Origin of the sequence: Mycolicibacterium fluoranthenivorans, assembly GCF_011758805.1 — a bacterium.
Taxonomy (GTDB): domain Bacteria; phylum Actinomycetota; class Actinomycetes; order Mycobacteriales; family Mycobacteriaceae; genus Mycobacterium; species Mycobacterium fluoranthenivorans.
On record NZ_JAANOW010000002.1, the window covers coordinates 689,288 to 706,835 of the forward strand.

15 protein-coding genes are annotated in these 17,548 nt (G+C 64.6%); 9 read left to right on the top strand and 6 right to left on the bottom strand.

The genetic code is table 11. The annotated features are described in order from the left end of the window. Positions 1-17: 17 nt before the first annotated feature. Together FHU31_RS21290 and FHU31_RS21295 are read left to right on the top strand one after the other, a co-directional pair. On the top strand, positions 18-842 hold the full coding sequence (locus FHU31_RS21290) for an enoyl-CoA hydratase/isomerase family protein (RefSeq protein WP_167162204.1): 825 nt from the start codon (positions 18-20) through the stop codon (positions 840-842). A gap of 99 nt (positions 843-941) precedes the next feature. After that, complete coding sequence (locus tag FHU31_RS21295) at positions 942-1,715, top strand: TetR/AcrR family transcriptional regulator (RefSeq protein WP_167162206.1); 774 nt, start codon at positions 942-944, stop codon at positions 1,713-1,715. Here FHU31_RS21295 and FHU31_RS21300 read toward each other — a convergent pair. Next, positions 1,704-2,864, bottom strand: coding sequence for an acyl-CoA dehydrogenase family protein (locus tag FHU31_RS21300; RefSeq protein WP_167162208.1), 1,161 nt, complete (start codon positions 2,862-2,864; stop codon positions 1,704-1,706). The two genes, FHU31_RS21295 and FHU31_RS21300, sit on opposite strands and share 12 nt — an antisense overlap. Before the next feature lie 116 nt (positions 2,865-2,980). Between FHU31_RS21300 and FHU31_RS21305 the strand changes: the two genes are divergently transcribed. Then, on the top strand, positions 2,981-4,018 hold the full coding sequence (locus FHU31_RS21305; RefSeq protein ID WP_167162210.1) for an acyl-CoA dehydrogenase family protein: 1,038 nt from the start codon (positions 2,981-2,983) through the stop codon (positions 4,016-4,018). A 15-nt stretch (positions 4,019-4,033) separates the two neighbouring features. On the opposite strand, the gene FHU31_RS21310 is transcribed toward FHU31_RS21305, so the two are convergent. Further along, complete coding sequence (locus FHU31_RS21310) at positions 4,034-4,942, bottom strand: enoyl-CoA hydratase (RefSeq protein WP_167162212.1); 909 nt, start codon at positions 4,940-4,942, stop codon at positions 4,034-4,036. Between the two features lie 88 nt (positions 4,943-5,030). On the opposite strand from FHU31_RS21310, the gene FHU31_RS21315 reads away from it, so the two are divergent. From FHU31_RS21315 to FHU31_RS21325, 3 genes are read left to right on the top strand one after another with little or no spacing between them, the layout of a single operon-like run. Further along, positions 5,031-6,224 (top strand): amidohydrolase family protein, encoded by a 1,194-nt coding sequence (locus FHU31_RS21315; protein ID WP_167162214.1) that lies wholly within the window; start codon positions 5,031-5,033, stop codon positions 6,222-6,224. A gap of 13 nt (positions 6,225-6,237) precedes the next feature. Beyond that, positions 6,238-7,323 (top strand): NAD(P)H-dependent amine dehydrogenase family protein, encoded by a 1,086-nt coding sequence (locus FHU31_RS21320; RefSeq protein WP_167162942.1) that lies wholly within the window; start codon positions 6,238-6,240, stop codon positions 7,321-7,323. A gap of 44 nt (positions 7,324-7,367) precedes the next feature. Then, positions 7,368-7,964, top strand: coding sequence for a nitroreductase family protein (locus tag FHU31_RS21325; protein ID WP_167162944.1), 597 nt, complete (start codon positions 7,368-7,370; stop codon positions 7,962-7,964). Positions 7,965-8,066: 102 nt separating this feature from the next. Here the strand turns inward: FHU31_RS21325 and FHU31_RS21330 are convergent, their stop codons facing one another. Together FHU31_RS21330 and FHU31_RS21335 are read right to left on the bottom strand one after the other, a co-directional pair. Then, entirely contained in the window at positions 8,067-9,254 is a 1,188-nt protein-coding gene (locus FHU31_RS21330) for an amidohydrolase family protein (protein WP_167162216.1), read from the bottom strand. Positions 9,255-9,277: 23 nt separating this feature from the next. Next, positions 9,278-9,991: a TetR/AcrR family transcriptional regulator gene (locus tag FHU31_RS21335; protein WP_167162218.1), complete on the bottom strand. Its 714-nt coding sequence runs from the start codon at positions 9,989-9,991 to the stop codon at positions 9,278-9,280. Between the two features lie 94 nt (positions 9,992-10,085). Between FHU31_RS21335 and FHU31_RS21340 the strand changes: the two genes are divergently transcribed. Continuing rightward, positions 10,086-11,636: an AMP-binding protein gene (locus FHU31_RS21340; RefSeq protein WP_167162945.1), complete on the top strand. Its 1,551-nt coding sequence runs from the start codon at positions 10,086-10,088 to the stop codon at positions 11,634-11,636. Positions 11,637-11,855: 219 nt separating this feature from the next. On the opposite strand, the gene FHU31_RS21345 is transcribed toward FHU31_RS21340, so the two are convergent. Beyond that, positions 11,856-12,965 carry a dihydrodipicolinate reductase gene (locus FHU31_RS21345; RefSeq protein WP_208411129.1) on the bottom strand — a complete coding sequence of 370 codons (1,110 nt, stop codon included), beginning with the start codon at positions 12,963-12,965 and terminating at the stop codon, positions 11,856-11,858. A gap of 1 nt (position 12,966) precedes the next feature. Further along, complete coding sequence (locus FHU31_RS21350) at positions 12,967-14,235, bottom strand: cytochrome P450 (protein WP_263987762.1); 1,269 nt, start codon at positions 14,233-14,235, stop codon at positions 12,967-12,969. A 276-nt stretch (positions 14,236-14,511) separates the two neighbouring features. Here FHU31_RS21350 and FHU31_RS21355 point away from each other — a divergent pair, with 276 nt between their 5' ends. Together FHU31_RS21355 and FHU31_RS21360 are read left to right on the top strand one after the other, a co-directional pair. After that, complete coding sequence (locus FHU31_RS21355) at positions 14,512-15,372, top strand: helix-turn-helix domain-containing protein (RefSeq protein ID WP_167162220.1); 861 nt, start codon at positions 14,512-14,514, stop codon at positions 15,370-15,372. Positions 15,373-15,651: 279 nt separating this feature from the next. Beyond that, complete coding sequence (locus FHU31_RS21360) at positions 15,652-17,457, top strand: phospholipase D-like domain-containing protein (RefSeq protein WP_208411130.1); 1,806 nt, start codon at positions 15,652-15,654, stop codon at positions 17,455-17,457. Positions 17,458-17,548: the final 91 nt, after the last annotated feature.

The following is a 17,548-nucleotide window of genomic DNA, read 5'->3' on the forward strand; positions in this document are numbered from 1 at the left end:
TGAAGGAGCATGCCCAGGTGACAACGTACGAAACCATCGAGTTCGAGGTCCGCGGGCACACCGCGTGCGTGACGTTGAACCGGCCCGACGTCCTCAACGCGATCAATGATGAGATGATCGCTGAACTCGCCACGGTGTATGCCGACATCGAACAGTCCCAGGATATTTGGACGGTGATCATCACCGGCGCAGGGCGGGCATTGTGCGTGGGTGCCGATGTCAAGAAGGCCGCCGATCACGACATGGAGAACGCCGCGGGCATCGACAACCAGGGTGAGCCGATCCTGAGTTCGCTCCGGCAGTGGGACGCACCGCAGGAGGCCACGCCACCGTGGTTGCAGATGACCAAGCCGATCATCTGCGCGGTCAACGGTATCGCCTGCGGTGCGGGGATGGATTTGGTCACCACCGCCGACATCACCATCGCCTCGGACCGCGCGACGTTGATGGACCCGCACGTCAGCATCGGGGTGACCTCGGGCCGGGAGGCGGTGCGGCTTGCCAGGATCTTGCCCCTCCCGGTGGCCATGCGACTGGTGCTCATGGGTAAGCACGAGCGCCTCGACGCGCACCGCGCGCACGAACTGGGGGTCTTCACCGAGGTGGTATCCCACGACGATCTGATGGACCGGGCCTGGGAGATCGGCGAGATTGTGAACTCCAATGCGCCCCTGGCGGTACGGGGTTCACGGATGGCGGTCCGCAAAGGCTTGACCTTGCCGATCTATGAAGCGGAGTTGCTGGCCGAGAACTACCGCATGAAGGTCGCGCTGACCAAGGATGCGATCGAGGGACCCCGCGCTTTCCTGGAAAAACGCGTGCCGCACTGGCAGGCCCGCTGAGAAGCGGTTCCGTAAATCGCTCGTTGCGAAAGAGATAATCAACATACCCGTGTAGGTAGATCACACATTCTCCGATGGTGCGGGTATTGTTCTTGGATTATGAGCACCAAGAAGTCAGCCGGCGACGTCGAGGAGGAACTCGGCATCGTCGACGCGGAACCGACGATGCCGGAGACCTGGCAGCAGCGGACCATCGACCGTCGGCTCAGCACGGCGCGTGCGCGGGCACTGGCACGCAGCTCCCGATTCCTCGCGACCGCGCTCGAACTCGTCGAGGAGTCCGGCCGGGCCGACTTCACCATCCAGACCCTGATCGACCGGTCCAATCTCAGCCTGCGTGCCTTCTATCAGCACTTCGCGGGCAAGGAAGAACTGCTGCTGGCGCTTTATGAGAATGTCACCAGTCAGTTCACCGAGGGCATCCGCCAAGAGGTCGCCGCGGCGGACGGCCCGATGGAACAGCTGGAGGCGTTCTGTCGTGGATTCCTGTCCCGCGCGGAGTCCTCGGAAGCGGTAGGCGGCCGCGTCATGACGATCTACAACCTCAGCCTGGAGATCGAGCGCCCCGCGGATTTCGCGAAGATCTGGGAACCTCATCAGAAGCTGCTGACCAAGATTCTGACCTCCTGCTCGCGTGCCGGACTGATCCGGGACGATCTGACACCCGCACAGTTGACAACGCTGTTGAACTCCACGATGACCGCGCTCGCGCAGATCGGCGTGTTCCAGCTGGGCATCAAAGGCGCGAAGCTGAATCAGGATCAGTTGTGGGCGTGGTGCCGTCAGGCGCTGACGGCGCCGCCGGGTACCCAGCCGAAGGCGATCCCGGCCAAGCGCACCACCACGCGCCGGCCGCGCAAACTAACGGGGTAGGCCCAGCCCGCGCTGGGCGATGATGCTGCGCTGCACTTCGCTGGTCCCGGCATAGATCGTGGTGCCCAGGGCAAACCGCAGCGTGTGGTCGAACCGCCCTTCTTCCGGTGCCGACGGCTCCAGGTAGCTACGCACGCCGTCGGGACCCGCCAGTTCGGCGACGTCCTGGCTGGCTCGCACCAAGGCCTCGGTGCTGAAGACCTTGGACATCGGACCTTCCGCGACGGGAACGGATCCGGTTTCGGTCATCCACACGCAGCGTCGCTGCAGCAGCATCGAGATCTCGGTTTCCATGGCCACCCTGGTGATCCGGCGACGCACATCGGGGTCGTCGATCCGCGGACGCCCGTCGGTGCCGTCGGCTTGCCGCGCCCAGTTCTCGGCATGGTGTAACAGCCGTGCGATATGCGGGCCCCACCCGGAGGCGTGCTCGTCCTGCAGCGACAGGCCGAGAACCTGCCATCCCGCGTCGACATCGCCGATGCGCCATTCGTCGCCGATCCGGACGTCGTTGTAGAAGGTGATGTTGGTGCGTTCGCCAGACAGCGTCCACACCGCCTGCGCTTCGAACCCGTCGACGTCCCGGGGGACCAGGAACATGGTCAGGCCCTTGTGTTTGGGCTTGTCCGGGTTCGTTCGTGCCAGCAGGAAAACGTAGTCGGCGATGTGCCCGTTGGTGGTGAACATCTTGGACCCGTTGATGATCCAGTCGTCGCCGTGGCGCACCGCCTTGGTCGCGGCCGCGGCCACATCGGAGCCGCATTCGGGTTCGGTGAATCCCAGTGCGATGGTGATGTCGCCTTTCAGCGCGCCGGCGAGGATGCGGTCCTTGAGGGCGGGGCTGCCGATATGCCGGATGATCGAGGCGACCATGCGGGTGGTCTCGGACAGGTAGACCGGGGCGTCGAAACGCATCAGCTCCTCCTTGAGGATCTGCTCGGTCCACGCGTCACGGTCCTGCCCGCCGTATTCGGCGGGCCAACTCGGGGCGAAATAGCCTGCGTCGACGAGGCTCTTGGCGAAGTCGTCATCGTGCGCCACGCCACTGCGGTACACCCGCTCCTCGAACTCCGGGGTGAGCGTGCGCTGCAGATGCTCGCGAACACCGTCGCGGAACTTCTCGGCGTCGGTGTCGAGCTGGAAGTGCATGCGGGCGACCAATCTGTGTCGTTGGGTGCACGGGCGGCCGAGGGGATCGGACGGCGCGCATAATGATACTCTCAGTTTTGAGAGGGATCATATCCGCATGTAGATGGGATTAATGCATGGACCTCATGCTGTCCGATGAACAACGTCAGCTGGTCGACTCGTTCGGTGCACTCTTCGAGCGGGAATCCCCATCGGAGCGGATCCGGGCCAGCGAGCCGGTGGGATTCGACCCGCAGCTATGGACCGCGCTGAGCGGCACCGGCGCGGTCGAAATGGCCGTCGCCGAAAACTCCGGCGGATGGGGCGCCGACGAAGTCGACCTTGCCCTTGTCGCCGAACAGCTCGGTCGGGTGGTGGCCTCGGCGCCGCTGATCGAAGCCCAGGTGGCCGCTCGCATCCTCGCGGCGGGTGGCGACGCGGGCGCGGACGTGCTCCCCGGGGTCCTGAGCGGAGACCGCCTGGTGACGTTCGCGCCGCGCGCCTACGGCGACGTACGGCACCTTCGGCTTGTGCCCGGCGGCGCGGTGGCCGACGCCGTGGTCGCGATGGTCGGCGGTCGGTTGATGTACATCCCGATCTCGGGCATGCGCACCCGGGTGGACAACCTCGGCTCCCTGCCGCTGGCCGATATCGAGATCGGGTCCGACGCCCACGTGCTGGCAGTGGGCCCTACCGCACACGAATCATTTTCCGGCGCAGTCGATCTGTGGCTGACTTTGACGGCCTCGGCGATGGTGGGGGCGGCCAACCGTGCACTGGCCTTCGGGGTCGAGTACGCCAAGCAGCGGCAGGCTTTCGGGACGCTCATCGGTGGGTTCCAAGCGGTGGCGCATCCGCTGGCGGACAGTGCCACGGCCATCGACGGCGCCCGGCTGCTGGCTCTGAGGGCAGCGTGCTCGTTCACCGAGGAGTCGAGCCGCACCACCGAACTCGCCGCGATGGCCTTCGCCTTCGCCTACGAGACGGCTCGCGACGCCACCTACCGCAGCCTGCACGTGCACGGTGGCTATGGATTCGGCATGGAAGGCGACGTCCAGCTCTATTACCGGCGGATTCGCGGTTGGGCGATGGTATTCGGTGCGGCCGACACTGCGCTCGATCGGGCCGCCGACGCACGCTACGGTGCGCGGTCGGAGGCTACGGTCGGCCGCTGACGGGCTGATGCCTGGTCAGTGTGGTGCACGCACGGTGCCCTTCTCGGCGACCACGACGGGCGGAGCGTCACGCCAATCCGGCACGCCGTTCTCCGGGCCGGCGGTGGGCCGCTTGTCTTGGCGCACCTGCGACCAATGCGAATGGTTGAGTTGGTGCAAGGTGAAGCAAGCCTGCAGGGAGGTGTAGAAACCCATGTTGTCCTGCGTCTGATTGACCGACTCCTTGATCAGCAGGGCGGCCATGGTGGGCACCGCGGCAATCCGCCGGGCGAACTCGAGTGTCTTGGCGGCGAGTTCGTCACGGCCGAAGACCTTGCTGACCATGCCCAGTCGGTGAGCTTCGTGGATGTCGATGGCATCACCGGTGAGCATGAGCTCCTTGGCTTTTCGCGGGCCGAACTCCCACGGGTGGCCGAAGTACTCCATTCCGCACATCCCGAGCCTGGTGCCGACCACGTCGGCGAAACGGACGTCGTCGCTGCCGACGATGAGGTCGCAGGCCCACATCAACATGAGCCCGGCGGAGAAAACGTCGCCGTGCACCTGGGCGACGGTGATCTTGCGTAGGTTGCGCCAGCGCAGGGTGTTCTGGAAGAAGTAGTGCCACTCCTGGAGCATGGTCTTCTCGGCGCCGTCCCGGCTGCCGCCGTTGATGGAGGCGGTCGGATGCTGATCGGGGCCGGGCAGGTACTCGCTGATGGCCCTTTTGGATCCGATGTCGTGACCGGAGGAGAACATCTTGCCCTCCCCGGCCAGGATGATGACCCGGACGGTGTCGTCCTTCTCTGCAGCGCCGAAGGCATCGTCGAGTTCGACGAGCATGCCGCGATTCTGGGCATTGCGTTGCTCTGGGCGGTTGAGCGAGATGCGCACGATCTGGCCGTCGTCGTACGTGCTCACTTTGAGGAACCGGTAGTCGCTCAACGTTTCTCCCTTGACGAAATCCAGCAATAATGTTCTCGTCTAGTGAGAATACATATTCTCGTATCGCCAGCGAAGGGTGCGCCCCGTTATGAACACCACGGCCCGAGAGATCTGGGATGCCGACAACCATCTGTACGAGCCGCCGGACGCGTACACGCGTCACTTGCCCAAGCAGTACCGGGGCGCGATCAAGTGGATTCAGGTGGACGGTCAGACCAAGCTGATGATCAAGGGTCGACTCACCGACACCATTCCCAATCCCACCTATGACGTGGTGGCCTCGCCGGGCGCCTGGGCCGACTACTTCCGGGGCAACAATCCGGAAGGCAAGACGCTGCGCGAACTCGCCAACCCGATCGCCTGCCCGGACTCGTTTCGTCGCGCCGAAGAGCGTCTGGCCCTGCTGGATTCGCAGCAAATCCACGCCTGCGTCATGTTCCCCACGACGGGCGGGATGCTCGAGGAGCGCATGCTCGACGACATTGCACTCGCGCACGCCGTGGTGCACGCCTACAACGAGTGGCTGCTGGAGGAATGGACGTTCGACTACCGGGGCCGGATCTTCGCCACCCCGGTGATCACCCTGCCCGACGTGACCGCTGCGGTGGCAGAACTCGACTGGTGCGTTGAGCACGGGGCCCGCGCGGTCCTGGTGAACCCGCGACCGGTGGCGACGGTGTCAGGCCACACCACGTCGATGGGGCAGCCGTATTTCGATCCATTCTGGTCGCGGGTGGAATATCACGGGATCCCCGTGCTCATGCATGCGTGTGACTCCGGCTACGACAGGTACAGTCGGGATTGGGAGGGCGCCGGCGCCGAGTATCTTCCGTTCACACCAGATGCGTTTCGCACCATTGTGTACGAGGACGCCCGGTCGATCCTCGACACCTGTGCGGCGCTGGTCGCCCACGGTGTGTTCACCAGGCACCCCGGACTGCGTGTCGGGGTGGTGGAGAACGGCGGTAACTGGGTGCCCCGGCTGCTGGAGTTGTTCGACCGGGTGTACAAGAAGATGCCTGCGGAATTCGCCGAACATCCGGTGGAACAGTTCACACGGCACGTGTGGGTCAATCCTTTCCACGAAGAGGACATGTCCGGGCTGATCGATCTCATCGGTGCCGACCGGGTGCTCTTCGGCTCCGATTATCCGCACCCCGAGGGTTTGGCCGATCCCGCCGAGCTGACCCCGGAGATCGCCGCGCTGAGCGATCCGGTCATCGACCGGATCATGGGCGCGAACTTGCGCGAGCTGCTGACGGCGGTGCCGGGTGGGCGCTGAACGCGTGCCTCGGGTGATCCTCTGGGGTCCCGGTCAGGTCGGCGTGGGCGCCCTGCGTGCGGTCATTGCGCACCCTGGGCTGGAGCTCGTCGGCGTCGTGGTGCACTCCGAGACCAAAGCGGGCAGGGATGCCGGCGATCTGTGCGGGATGCCGGCCACCGGAGTGATCGCCACGCGCGATATCGAGGCCGCACTGCGGGTGGATGCCGACGTCGTGGCGTTCTTCGCCTCCGGGGATTACCGGTACCGTGAGGCCGCCGAAGACATCGCCCGCTGTCTGCGATCGGGCAAGAACGTCGTGTGCACCTCGCTCGTGCCGCTGTGCTACCCACCAGCCGCCGACCGTGAAACGGTCGAGCTGCTCGAAAAGGCCTGTGCCGTTGGGCAGGTGAGTCTGTTCAACAGCGGAGTCGACCCCGGCTGGGCGAACGATGTCATCCCCCTGGTGCTGTCGGGTTTCAGCAGCTGGGTGGACACCGTCACCACGCAGGAGATCCTCGACTACGGCGGGATCGATCAGCCCGAGATCATGTTCGATTTCATGGGATTCGGCCATCCGCCGGATTTTCCGGCGCCGCTGCTGGATCGGGCCCGGCTCGCCCATCTGTGGGCACCGGTGGTACATCTGGTGGCCGAGGGGCTCGGCTTGGTGCTGGACCGGGTCGACACCGAGATCGAACCTTGGCTGGCCACCGAACGGTATGAGGTGGCCTCGGGCTGGATCGAACCGGGCACCATGGGGGCCATGCGCTTCCGGCTCGCAGGCGTGGTCGACGGTGAGGAGCGGGTGATCCTCGAACATTTCACCCGGATGGGGGAGCCGTCGGCACCGGACTGGCCGCGTCATCCGTCGCCGCACGGCGGATATCGGGTGATCGTCGATGGCATGCCCACCTACACCGTGGACATCGAGATGCATGGCCGCGGGGACAATCTGCGCGGGCTCACCTATGCGACCGTCATGCGAGAGCTCAACGCCATCCCCGCGGTGATCGCTGCACCACCCGGACTGCTCTCCACCCTGGATCTGCCGGTCATCACCGGGCCGATGCGCGGCGGCCGCTGGCGCGGTGTTCTTCCAACGAGGAGTCAGGTGTGACAAGCCAACCGGTGCCCAAGGTTACGGCCGACCTATGGACCGTCATGTGCACGGCCACCGCGGTGCGCAGATATCGTGCCGAACCCGTCCCCGACGAGGTGCTCGACAGGTGTCTGCGGGCGGCGTCGTGGGCACCTTCCGGTGGTAATCAGCAGCAGTGGCGCTTCGTGGTGCTGCGTTCGCAGCAGATCCGCGACGTACTGACCGACGCCGCGCACCGCACCTGGGAGGTGATGAAGGATTTCTATCAGCTGCCGGCGGTGGCCGACGGGGCAGCAGACCCGAAATCCAGGGTGCTGCGCGCGATGGCCGAGCACATGGAGGTCGGTGGCGAGGCGCCGCAGCTGGTGTTGTTCTGCGTCCAACCCCAACGCGGTACCACCGAGTTACAGCAGGGCGGTTCGGCCGTCCAGAACTTCCTGTTGGCGGCCCGTGCGCAGGGTCTGGGCGCGGCGATCACGCTATGGCAGGATTCCTGTGATCGTGAATTGCGGGAGCTGGTCGGCATTCCCGACGACTGGAAGGTGGCGACCCTGTTGACGGTGGGGTGGCCCAAGGGCGGCCATCGCGAGGTTCGCCGCAAGCCGCTGTCGAAGGTCGCCGTCGTCGACCGATGGAACCAACCATGGACTGTGCAATGACCGCCGTGTCACCGCAACCGTAGGCGATGCCGGCGCTCACATGAGTGACCTCCGGGCGCGGGGCGGTCCGGGAAGGACTGCGACGGGCCCGCCGCCGACGTGCTACGGCAGGCCGAAGAAGGTCTTCGCGTTGGTGGACAGCACCTTCCGTTTGGTCTCTTCATCCAGACCCTCGGTCGCCTTGTTGGCGACGGCGGTGCTGTGCGGCCAGTTGGTGTCGTTGTGGGGATAGTCGGTCTCGAACATCAGCTGATCCGGTCCGACCAAGTCCAGGATGCGGAACGCCACCGGATCCCCGAAGGTGGAGAACCAGACGCGGCCGGGCACCTGGGTACTGGGCGGCTCGGTCAACAGCGGATGGATCCCGCCCCATGCCCTCCGGTCCTCCCAGACCTCGTCGACACGCTGCAGGTAGTACGGAATCCAGCCGGCTTGGGCTTCGGCGAAGGCGATCTTCAGTTTGGGAAACTGCTTGAGCTTGGCCGAGAACAGCCAGTCCACCAGGGCGATGGTGCAGTTGACCGCCATCAGTGCACTGGTCACGACATGCGGAGAATCGGGGGAGGACTTGGTCAGCGTGGAGCTCGAGCCGATGTGCAGCATGATGCCGACGTCGTTGCGTTCGCAGGCGGCGAAGAAAGGGTCCCAGTATCCGCTGTGGATGGAGGGCAGATCCAGCCGTGCCGGCAGCTCGGAGAAGCAGACGGCCGGCATGCCCTTTGCGGCAACCCGGTCCACCTCTTTCGCGGCCAGTTCGACGTCCCACAGCGGGATGATGCCCAGCGGGATCAATCGCCCATTCGAATCACCGCCCCACTCGTCGATCTGAAAATCGTTGTAGGCCTGGACACAGAGCAACGCGAGGTCTTTGTCCTTGCCGTGGAGGAAGCGTTGGCCGCAGAAGCGGACCAAGGTATTGGGGAAGCACGCCGATGCCTCGATACCGGCGATGTCCATGTCGGCGAGCCGGTCGGCCGGCCGGAAGCAGCCGGGTCGCATCTCGTCATAGGTGATCGGATCGGTGGTCAGCTCGTCGATCTCGTAGCCGGCCGCCGCGCTGATGAGTGGAATCGGGATGATGGCATCTTCGTAGTGCCAGATGTCGGCATCGCGACCGTCCTCGTCGTCGACGAAAGCGACGTCGGAGGTGACCGTGGGGTCCATCCGGCCGCGGTGCCGGATGATCCGTGGCCCGATGTCGCGGTAGCGCGCAGGCAGTCGGCTGGTCCACAGATCGGCCGGTTCCACGAGATGGTCGTCCGGCGACACGATCAGGATATCTGCGCTCAACGCTGCACTCCTTCGAGGACTGTCTACGGTTTGAACCGAGCATAGCCATTCCCGCAAGCGAGAATAGTCGTTTCCAACGTACCGCATGGGGCCGGATCGGCGCGAGGTGGTCGGTGCCCGAAGGCGCTCATCGCTTTCGGAGAACCGTGCCTGGCCTCTAACAGGCGGACCGTCGTGAACAGGCGCCTGCGCAGTTCGGCGTCGCTGATACGACCGTGCGAGACGGCCAGCACATTCGCCGCCCAGACATCTGCCAGCAGTTCGGCGATGGGGCCGTCGAGTTCGTCCGTGCGGCCGTGGAGTGCAGCGGCGAAGATATCGCTCAGGTGCGTGCGGATGTCCTCCACCTGATCGGTCGCCGCGCCGCGCGCGACAACGTACGAGCGCGCCATGGCCTCGGCGAGATACGGGCTTTGTCGCAGGGCGGTGAACAGCGTGTCGACGAGGAACCACAGCCGGTCGAACGGTTGATCCCGACCGGACAGTTCCACGTCTACCCGGCAGTCGAACTCCTCCAGCCATTTGCCGAGGGTCGCGACCAGCAGGTGGTCTTTCGAGCGGAAATGGCGGTACAGCGTGGCGGTCGACACCTGAGCCAGTTCGGCGACATCGCGCATGGTGACCGCGGCGTAGCCCCCTGTCGCGGCGATGGTTCCGGCCGCATCGACGATGCGTGATCGCCGATAGGGCGAGCGGACCCGCGCGGATCTGGCTCTCGGCGGCATCACCTCGGACACGTGACTCCTTCCGGTGCTGAATCGACCAGCACGGCGACGGTATGTGAGAATTTATCGTCTCATTGGTGAGAGTGCGTATTGTCAGGAGGTGTCGATGGTCCGGTTCCAGCAGGGTCCGCTGACGAGACGCCCGCACCCGGCGGACAAACCGGCCGTGGTGATCCATCCGACCGGGACAACCGTGTCCTTCGGCGAACTGGACATCCGGGCCAACCAGCTGGCCCACTTCCTCCGGCAGTCCGGCGTGGTTCCCGGCGACACCATCGCGCTGCTGATGGAGAACAACGAGCACGTCCACGCGGTGATGTGGGCGGCCCGCCGAAGCGGCCTGTACTACACGCTGGTCAACATCCACCTCACCGCCGGCGAGATCGGGTACATCGTGGCCGACAGCGGCGCCAAAGCGATCATCTCTTCCGCGGCGTTGCGCCACCTCTGCGAGCAGCTGCCGGCCTACTTGTCGCCGTCCGAGTTGCCCGCGATCGCGCTGCTCGCCGACGACGATCTACTGGGCTGGCGCCGCTATCCCGACTGTGTCGCCGGCGTTCGGACCGAGGCGGTCGACGGCGGAGTCGACGGCCAGCTGCTGCAGTATTCGGCCGGCAGCACCGGTCGTCCGAAAGGCATCCGCCGGCCGCTGCCGCCGCCCGGTCACGCGACAATGACGACACCGGTGTTCGAGGCGCTCGGCGTGGACGCCGAGTCGGTGTATCTCAGTCCCGCACCGCTTTACCACACCGCTCCTGCCATGTGGACCATGTGCGCCCAGGCGGCCGGAGCGACCACCGTGGTGATGCAGCGGTTCGATCCGGTCGAGGTGCTCGAGTGCATCGAACGACACGGCGTCACCCATGCGCAGTTCGTCCCCACCATGTTCGTGCGGATGCTGCGGCTGCCCCAGCCGGTGCGTGATCAGTTCGACCTGTCTACGCTGCGGCGCGTGGTGCACGCGTCGGCGCCCTGCCCACCGGACATCAAGCGCCAGATGATCCAGTGGTGGGGGCCGATCATCGACGAGTACTACGGTTCCTCGGAGGGCGCGGGTATCTCGTTCATCCGGGCCGAGGAGTGGCTGCGCCGGCCGGGCTCGGTGGGCAAGCCGCTGGTGGGCCAGCCCCACATCCTCGACACCCACGGTCGCGAACTGCCCCCAGGGCAGGTCGGCGAGATCCATTTCGACGGCGGCTACCCCTTCGAGTACCTCAACGATCCGGCCAAGACCGCTGCGTCGCGCAGCCCGCAGGGCTGGGCGACGGTCGGCGATGTCGGATTCGTCGACGAGGAGGGCTATCTGTATCTCACCGACCGCAAGAACCACATGATCATCAGCGGCGGAGTGAACATCTATCCGCAGGAGACCGAGAACGCACTACTGAGCCACCCGCTGGTCGTCGACGCGGCCGTGTTCGGGATCCCGGACGAGGATCTCGGGCAAACCGTGATGGCGGTGGTGGAACTCGCAGATGCCTCTCGGGCGGACGAGGGGACCGCCCGGGAGCTTCTGATCTGGTTGGGCGAGCGCCTCGCCCGGCACAAGTGTCCGCGCCGGCTGGTCTTCGAGGAGCGGCTGCCCCGCACCGACGCGGGCAAGCTCAACAAGCAGCCGTTGGTGGCGAAGTACGGAGCGAGTTCGCAAGCCGTATGAGGACGAGTGGGGCGTCGTATCTATTCCCCCCCAGCGCCACCGGTTACCACCGCCACGTTCGACATTGCTGGTCACAACTCCTCACGAGAACACTTGGATACGGGAAATCGTGCTGTCCCACCCTCGGCACGGGCGGTTGGCGACAGTGCCGTTGCTATCCGCGGGGGCCGTCAGCCCGCGAGAGCGACGTTGGCGCCGCCACCAGCGGGAAGCGCTCCTCTAGTGACTTCTCGTCCGCGATTGCCTACTTACGATTGCGAGGCCTGCCAAGGGATTGGCGATCACGCCAGGTGGCGCCCTGATGACCTCAGGTATCGAGTTGATCGCAGCTAACGCCGTCACCGCCACGCCCGGGTTCACCCGATCCGAGGGCGACTGCTCGAAGTAGAGTTCCAAGCACATACTCGGTCGGCCCTCGACTCGGATTACCATGCCGCCCTGGTCATTCCGCGACGGCCTTGGCCAGTGCTGCGGCCAGGGCGTGGAACTCACCGTCGCGAAGTACTGCACCGCGACTGCGGGCCGCCCATCGACAACGCCGGCCAGCTGCCAGCGATGCGCACAAATCGTCCCTTGCGGAATGACACCGATCGCGGTGTCGAGATCTTCTGGTGCGAGCAGTGTCTCCCAATCCAGTTCGACACCGTCGAGTTCCAGGCCGAGGATATCGGCGATGTATCGCACCACGGTCTCCCAGTCGTGGTTGACCTTGCCCGAGGCGATTCGAGCAGGTACGTGACCGTCCGGCTTTCCGAAGCCCATGGATTCGTGCAGAACATCCCAGATTGGATACGACTTGTCCAAATCGATCGCATACTCGTCCATCCGATACGATTCCACGACGCCAGCACCGGTCAGTAGGGCAGTGGGAATGTTGAGGCTGATGAAGCCCGGCTCGGCGCCGGTAGCGTAGAAGGTCGAATTACCCTTCGCCGCTGCCGCTTCCACGGCAGCGCGCCACTCTGGTGGTGCAGCCGACGGATATATCATCGGGATGGTCGCGATCGTCACGACATTGATCCCCGCCTCGAGGTACCGCACCATATCTGCGATGGCCTCGGCCTCGCGCCGGACAGCGGTGGCGCAGTACGACACGCAGTCGGGCGCCAATGCCAGTACGTCATCGACATCAGCCGACGCGATGACTCCGGTATCCGGTTCACCTATCAGCGAACCGGCATCGACACCGACCTTCTCGGGAGTAGACACCTTCAGTCCGACGAGTTCGAGAGACGGATCGTTGATGATGGCACGCAAGGCCTCCTTTCCCGTGAGACCCGTGCCCACGTGAACTACTCGGACGCGTTGAGCACTGGCATCGTTGACCATTTCAATCCATTCCTTTTCTTGGCTGATTTAGCCCGCCGCTGACGTGTCGCGCGTGGACCGGCACGCGCCCCCAGCCGAATACATTGGGCATCTTGACCCGTTCGAGGCCCGCGACGTCGATCTCATACTCCGGGATGAGATCCAGCATGACGTCGATGGCAATGCGGCCCTCCATGCGGGCCAGGGCCGCCCCCAAACAGCTATGTATGCCGTAGCCGAATCCCAGGTTGTGACCGGAATGTCCCCGATGGATGTCGAAGCGATCCGGATCTGCGAATTTGCGCTCATCCCTGGTAGCTGAACCATTGATGAGCATGACCGGCTTGTGTTTGGGTATCACTTCGCCGTGCAGCTCGACATCGACGTTGCTCCAACGGATGTCGTACTGCGACGGACCCTCGTAGCGCAGCAGCTCTTCGAACGCGGCAGGGACGAGACTTCTATCGCGCCGGAGCTCTTGCCATTGCTCGCGATTGTGTGCGAATACGACGGCGGCACTCGCGATCAGTTTGGTCACAGTCTCGGCGCCGGCACCCCCGAGCAGAGATGCGAAGGCGGCGATCTCCACGTCGTCGAGGCGGGTGGTGGTGCCGTCTTCGCGTTCGACCTCGACCTCGGTCAGCCGAGTCATCATGTCGTCCTGCGGATTGGCACGTTTCTTGCCGACAAGATCGTAGTAGTACTTCCACATGGTTATCGCCGCTTTTCGCCCGGCCGGTGTTGTGCTGATGTTCCCCGGTTCTCGTTCCAAGAGCGCGTCGAGCCAGTGCCGTATCTGCTGGCGCCCCTCGGGTGGCACCCCGAGCATCGTGGTGATGATCTCCACCGGGAACCGCGCGGAGAAGTCCTCGACCACATCAAAAGACGCCACGTCGACCGTCTTGGCGGCCGACTCGATGATGCTCCGGATCATGGGCTCGAGCTTGGCTATCGATCGGGGGGTGAACACTTTGTTCACCAACGACCGCATGCGCGTGTGCGTCGGGGGATCCATCATGATGATCACGCCCTCGGGAATCATCGCGTCCGGATCGATGAAATGGTCGAGGGTCACGCCCTTGGTCGACGAGTATGTCTCGTGGTCGCGCATGGCGTCCGCGACATCCTCATAGCGCGACAGGGCCCAGAAGTCATACTGGGTGCTGTGGTAGACCGGAGCCCGGTCACGCAGCTGGCGGTAAGTCGCAAAGGGATCGTTGAAGAACTCATCCGAGAACGGATCGAAGTGCACGTATTCGGGAGTCAAACCGTCCACCTTTCCTGTTGTCACGCGCTCTCGACGAGCCAGCCCCAGCGCTTGACCTAGCGGTCCTCGTTGACCCAGAGGTAGTCCCACCCGCAGCTGCAACATCGGCCCGGCATGTGCTTCCACCACCTGCGTCGTTCGGACCAGGAACGGGGTCGGCGGTGTCGCAGACGGTCAATCGCCCATCTCGTAACGCGACCGCACGCACCGGGCCGCCTCCTTCCATTACTCTCGATTATTCGATAAAATTGTCTCTAATTACTGAGACGACCGTAAGATGTTCATGGAGGGGAGTCAAGGGTGCGCGGAGCGCATTCAGCACCGACCGATCGAGTTCTCGACATCGTCGAACTGCTCGGCAGACGGGCTGATCGGGGAATGCGGTTCTCGGATGTGGTGCGCGAGCTCGACTTGTCCCAGGCAACCGCGCATTCCATCCTCAAAACACTGTGCGATCGCGGCTGGGCCACCCGGGATCCCGTTTCCAAAGAGTTCACCCTGGGAGTCACCTTGGCCCTCATCGCGGAAAGACTCGCCACTACGCGCCCGCTTTCCGCCCGCGCGCGCGAGGGCATCCATCGCCTGGCCACGTCGACAGGGATGCCGGCCTCCGTAGTCGAGCGCTCCGGCGATGATCTGGTGATCACTGCATTCGAAAACCCTGATGGCTTCCCTGAGTCCATTCTCCCGCACGAGCGGATCCCCTATGCACCGCCATTCGGGATCGCCTGCGCCGCATGGGATGTACCGAGCGAACAGGATTCGTGGGTACGGCGCGGGGCAGGCGGAGACGCGTCACTAGCCGAGCGCCTGCAGACCGTGTTGGCCCAGACCCGCGAGCGCGGTTATGACGTCGACTGGATGAGTCCGGAGCTGGCGCAAGCGGCCCGTGCGATCGGAAGGTTGTCTGGCAAGACAGTTCCCCGCAATCTGCGCTCGGTCATCGATCAACTGCGCGTCGAGTTCATTTCGGCCAACCTGCTGCCCGCCGACAGCCCAGACGGTGCTCACCCGGTCGCCACCATCTCCGCGCCCGTCTTGGACGAGAGCGATCACGTGCGGCTTATTCTCGCGATCCATCCGCTGCGGACCATGACGATGAGCGAAATCCGTTCTGCGGCAGAACCGCTCTTAATCGAGGTTACCCAACTGAGTAACTGAAGAACCGTAAGGCCCCGCTTTCGCTAAGGTCGGCGATGCGCACGGGCAGATGTGCGCTTGCACAACATACGGACTGCCCGACTCCCGGGCACGGCAAACGTTCTGCCCCGGCTGACTGCCCCCAGATTGAGGTAGGCCACTACTCTGTTGCCGCTGACCGCTCGGCGCGACGATGTCTGCGGTCGATCGGGCCGCGGGTGTTGCTCATAAGGGCGGTGCCGTGCCCGTCTTGCCGAGAGTGGGGGAGCCATGGCCACCGTCCATGCAGAAAACGATCAGATGACGTTTACCGCGTACACGGGAGATGCGAAGTCTCTGCTGGCGTTCAACGTGAAAACCGAGAAAGCCCGAAAGAACCTGGGCGGCTTCAGCATCCAGGTACATCCGCCCGGAGCTGCGCATCCCTACTACGTGACCAACAATCTGCGGCTGCGCGAATCGCCCGCGCACACCCGAGTTCCCGGTGAGGATCCGTTCTCCAGTGCCAACGCCCCGATCCACAAGTTCCGCTGGGTCCATGTCCCCGGCTTGGTACATCAGGGCGGTCAGCCGGCCTTCGGCACGTACACCTACGTGGTGACCCCCCGCTATTTCACCGACGCCGGCGCGCTGACCGCGCTGGACCCCGACGCCAGCCTCTCACTGCAGGTACCGGTCGGCCCCTTCGTCAAGGGCGGCCTCACGGTGGCATTCACCCGCGGTTACGTCCAGTCGCAGGCGTTCGTCCGGCACTTCGGCGACGACGTCCACATCCAGCCGCCCGGCGCTCCGCTGACCTTCGACATCTCGCAGACCGCCGGAACCAACAACGACGGCCACACCTACACCTACGCGCAGGAATACGACTGGCTCGGCTTCACCGCCCGACGTGCCCTACTGGACCTGCTCGACCAGGTGGTTGCCGATCCGACCCTGACGCTCGACGTGTTCGCCTACGACCTTGACGAGCCGTCCGTCGTGGCGGCGTTGCTGACGCTGGGCGAGCAGAACCGCGTGCGCATCATCCTGGACAACGCGGCCCTGCACACCGGCACAGCCGACAAACCTTCGCCAGAGGACGCCTTCACCACGGCGTTCCAAGCCCACGCCGAAGACCCCGACACCATCAAGCGAAAGAAGTTCAGGCGCTACGCCCACGACAAGGTCTTCATCGTCTCCGACGAGCAGGGTGCGCGCACCGTGCTGACCGGGTCGACGAACTTCTCCGTCACCGGTGTCTACGTCAACGCCAACCACGTGCTGGTGTTCGACGACCGCAACGTCGCCGACATCTACTCCGGTGTGTTCAACCAATCCTGGGATACCGACACTGCTCCTAAGCCGTTCGCCGAATCCACTTGGGGCAACCAGTCATTCGTCTGGGGCGACGCGGCCGGCCCGGTCCCGGCGACGACGGCGACGTTCTCCCCGCACGCCGGGCCTTTCGCCGATGAGATCCTGCAGGGCATCGTCGACCGCATCGACGCCGAGGCGGCAGTCGCCGCGCCGACGATCGGGTCGGTGTTCTTCGCGGTGATGCAGATCAGTGGTCGCGGGAGCCACCGCGTGTACGACGCGCTCAACGAACTGCATGTCAACCGCGACATCTTCAGCTTCGGGATCTCGGACGCACCCAAGGGCGTCACGCTCTACGGCGTGGGTGAACAAGGTGGGGTGCTGGTCACGGGGAAACCGGGCCAGACTGCACTGCCGGCGCCGTTTCATCAGGTGCCGGGTATCAGGTTCCACGAGATCCATCACAAGTACGTGGTGTGCGGCTTCAACGGCGAGGCGCCCACGGTCTACTGCGGGTCGTCGAACCTGGCCGAAGGCGGCGAACGTGACAACGGCGACAACCTGCTCGCCATCCGTGATGCCGACGTGGCCACCGCGTTTGTCATCGAAACCTTGCTCCTGGTCGACCACTACGACTTCCTCGACAGGCTGGCCAAGAAGGCGAAGGTCACACCCGCCATCGCCCCGGCCAACAAGCAGGCCGCCGCGGTTGCGGCCGGCTGGTACCTGTCCACGACCGACGGCTGGACCGACAAGTACTTCAACACTCACAACCTGCACTGCACCGATCGCCGCCTATTCGGCCGCTGACTCCGATCGCAGTGCCAATGTGTCGAGGTCTGCTCACCCTCGACCGTATGCTCCGGTGAACTCGATCGACGCCGCGCAAGGACGGAGTGCC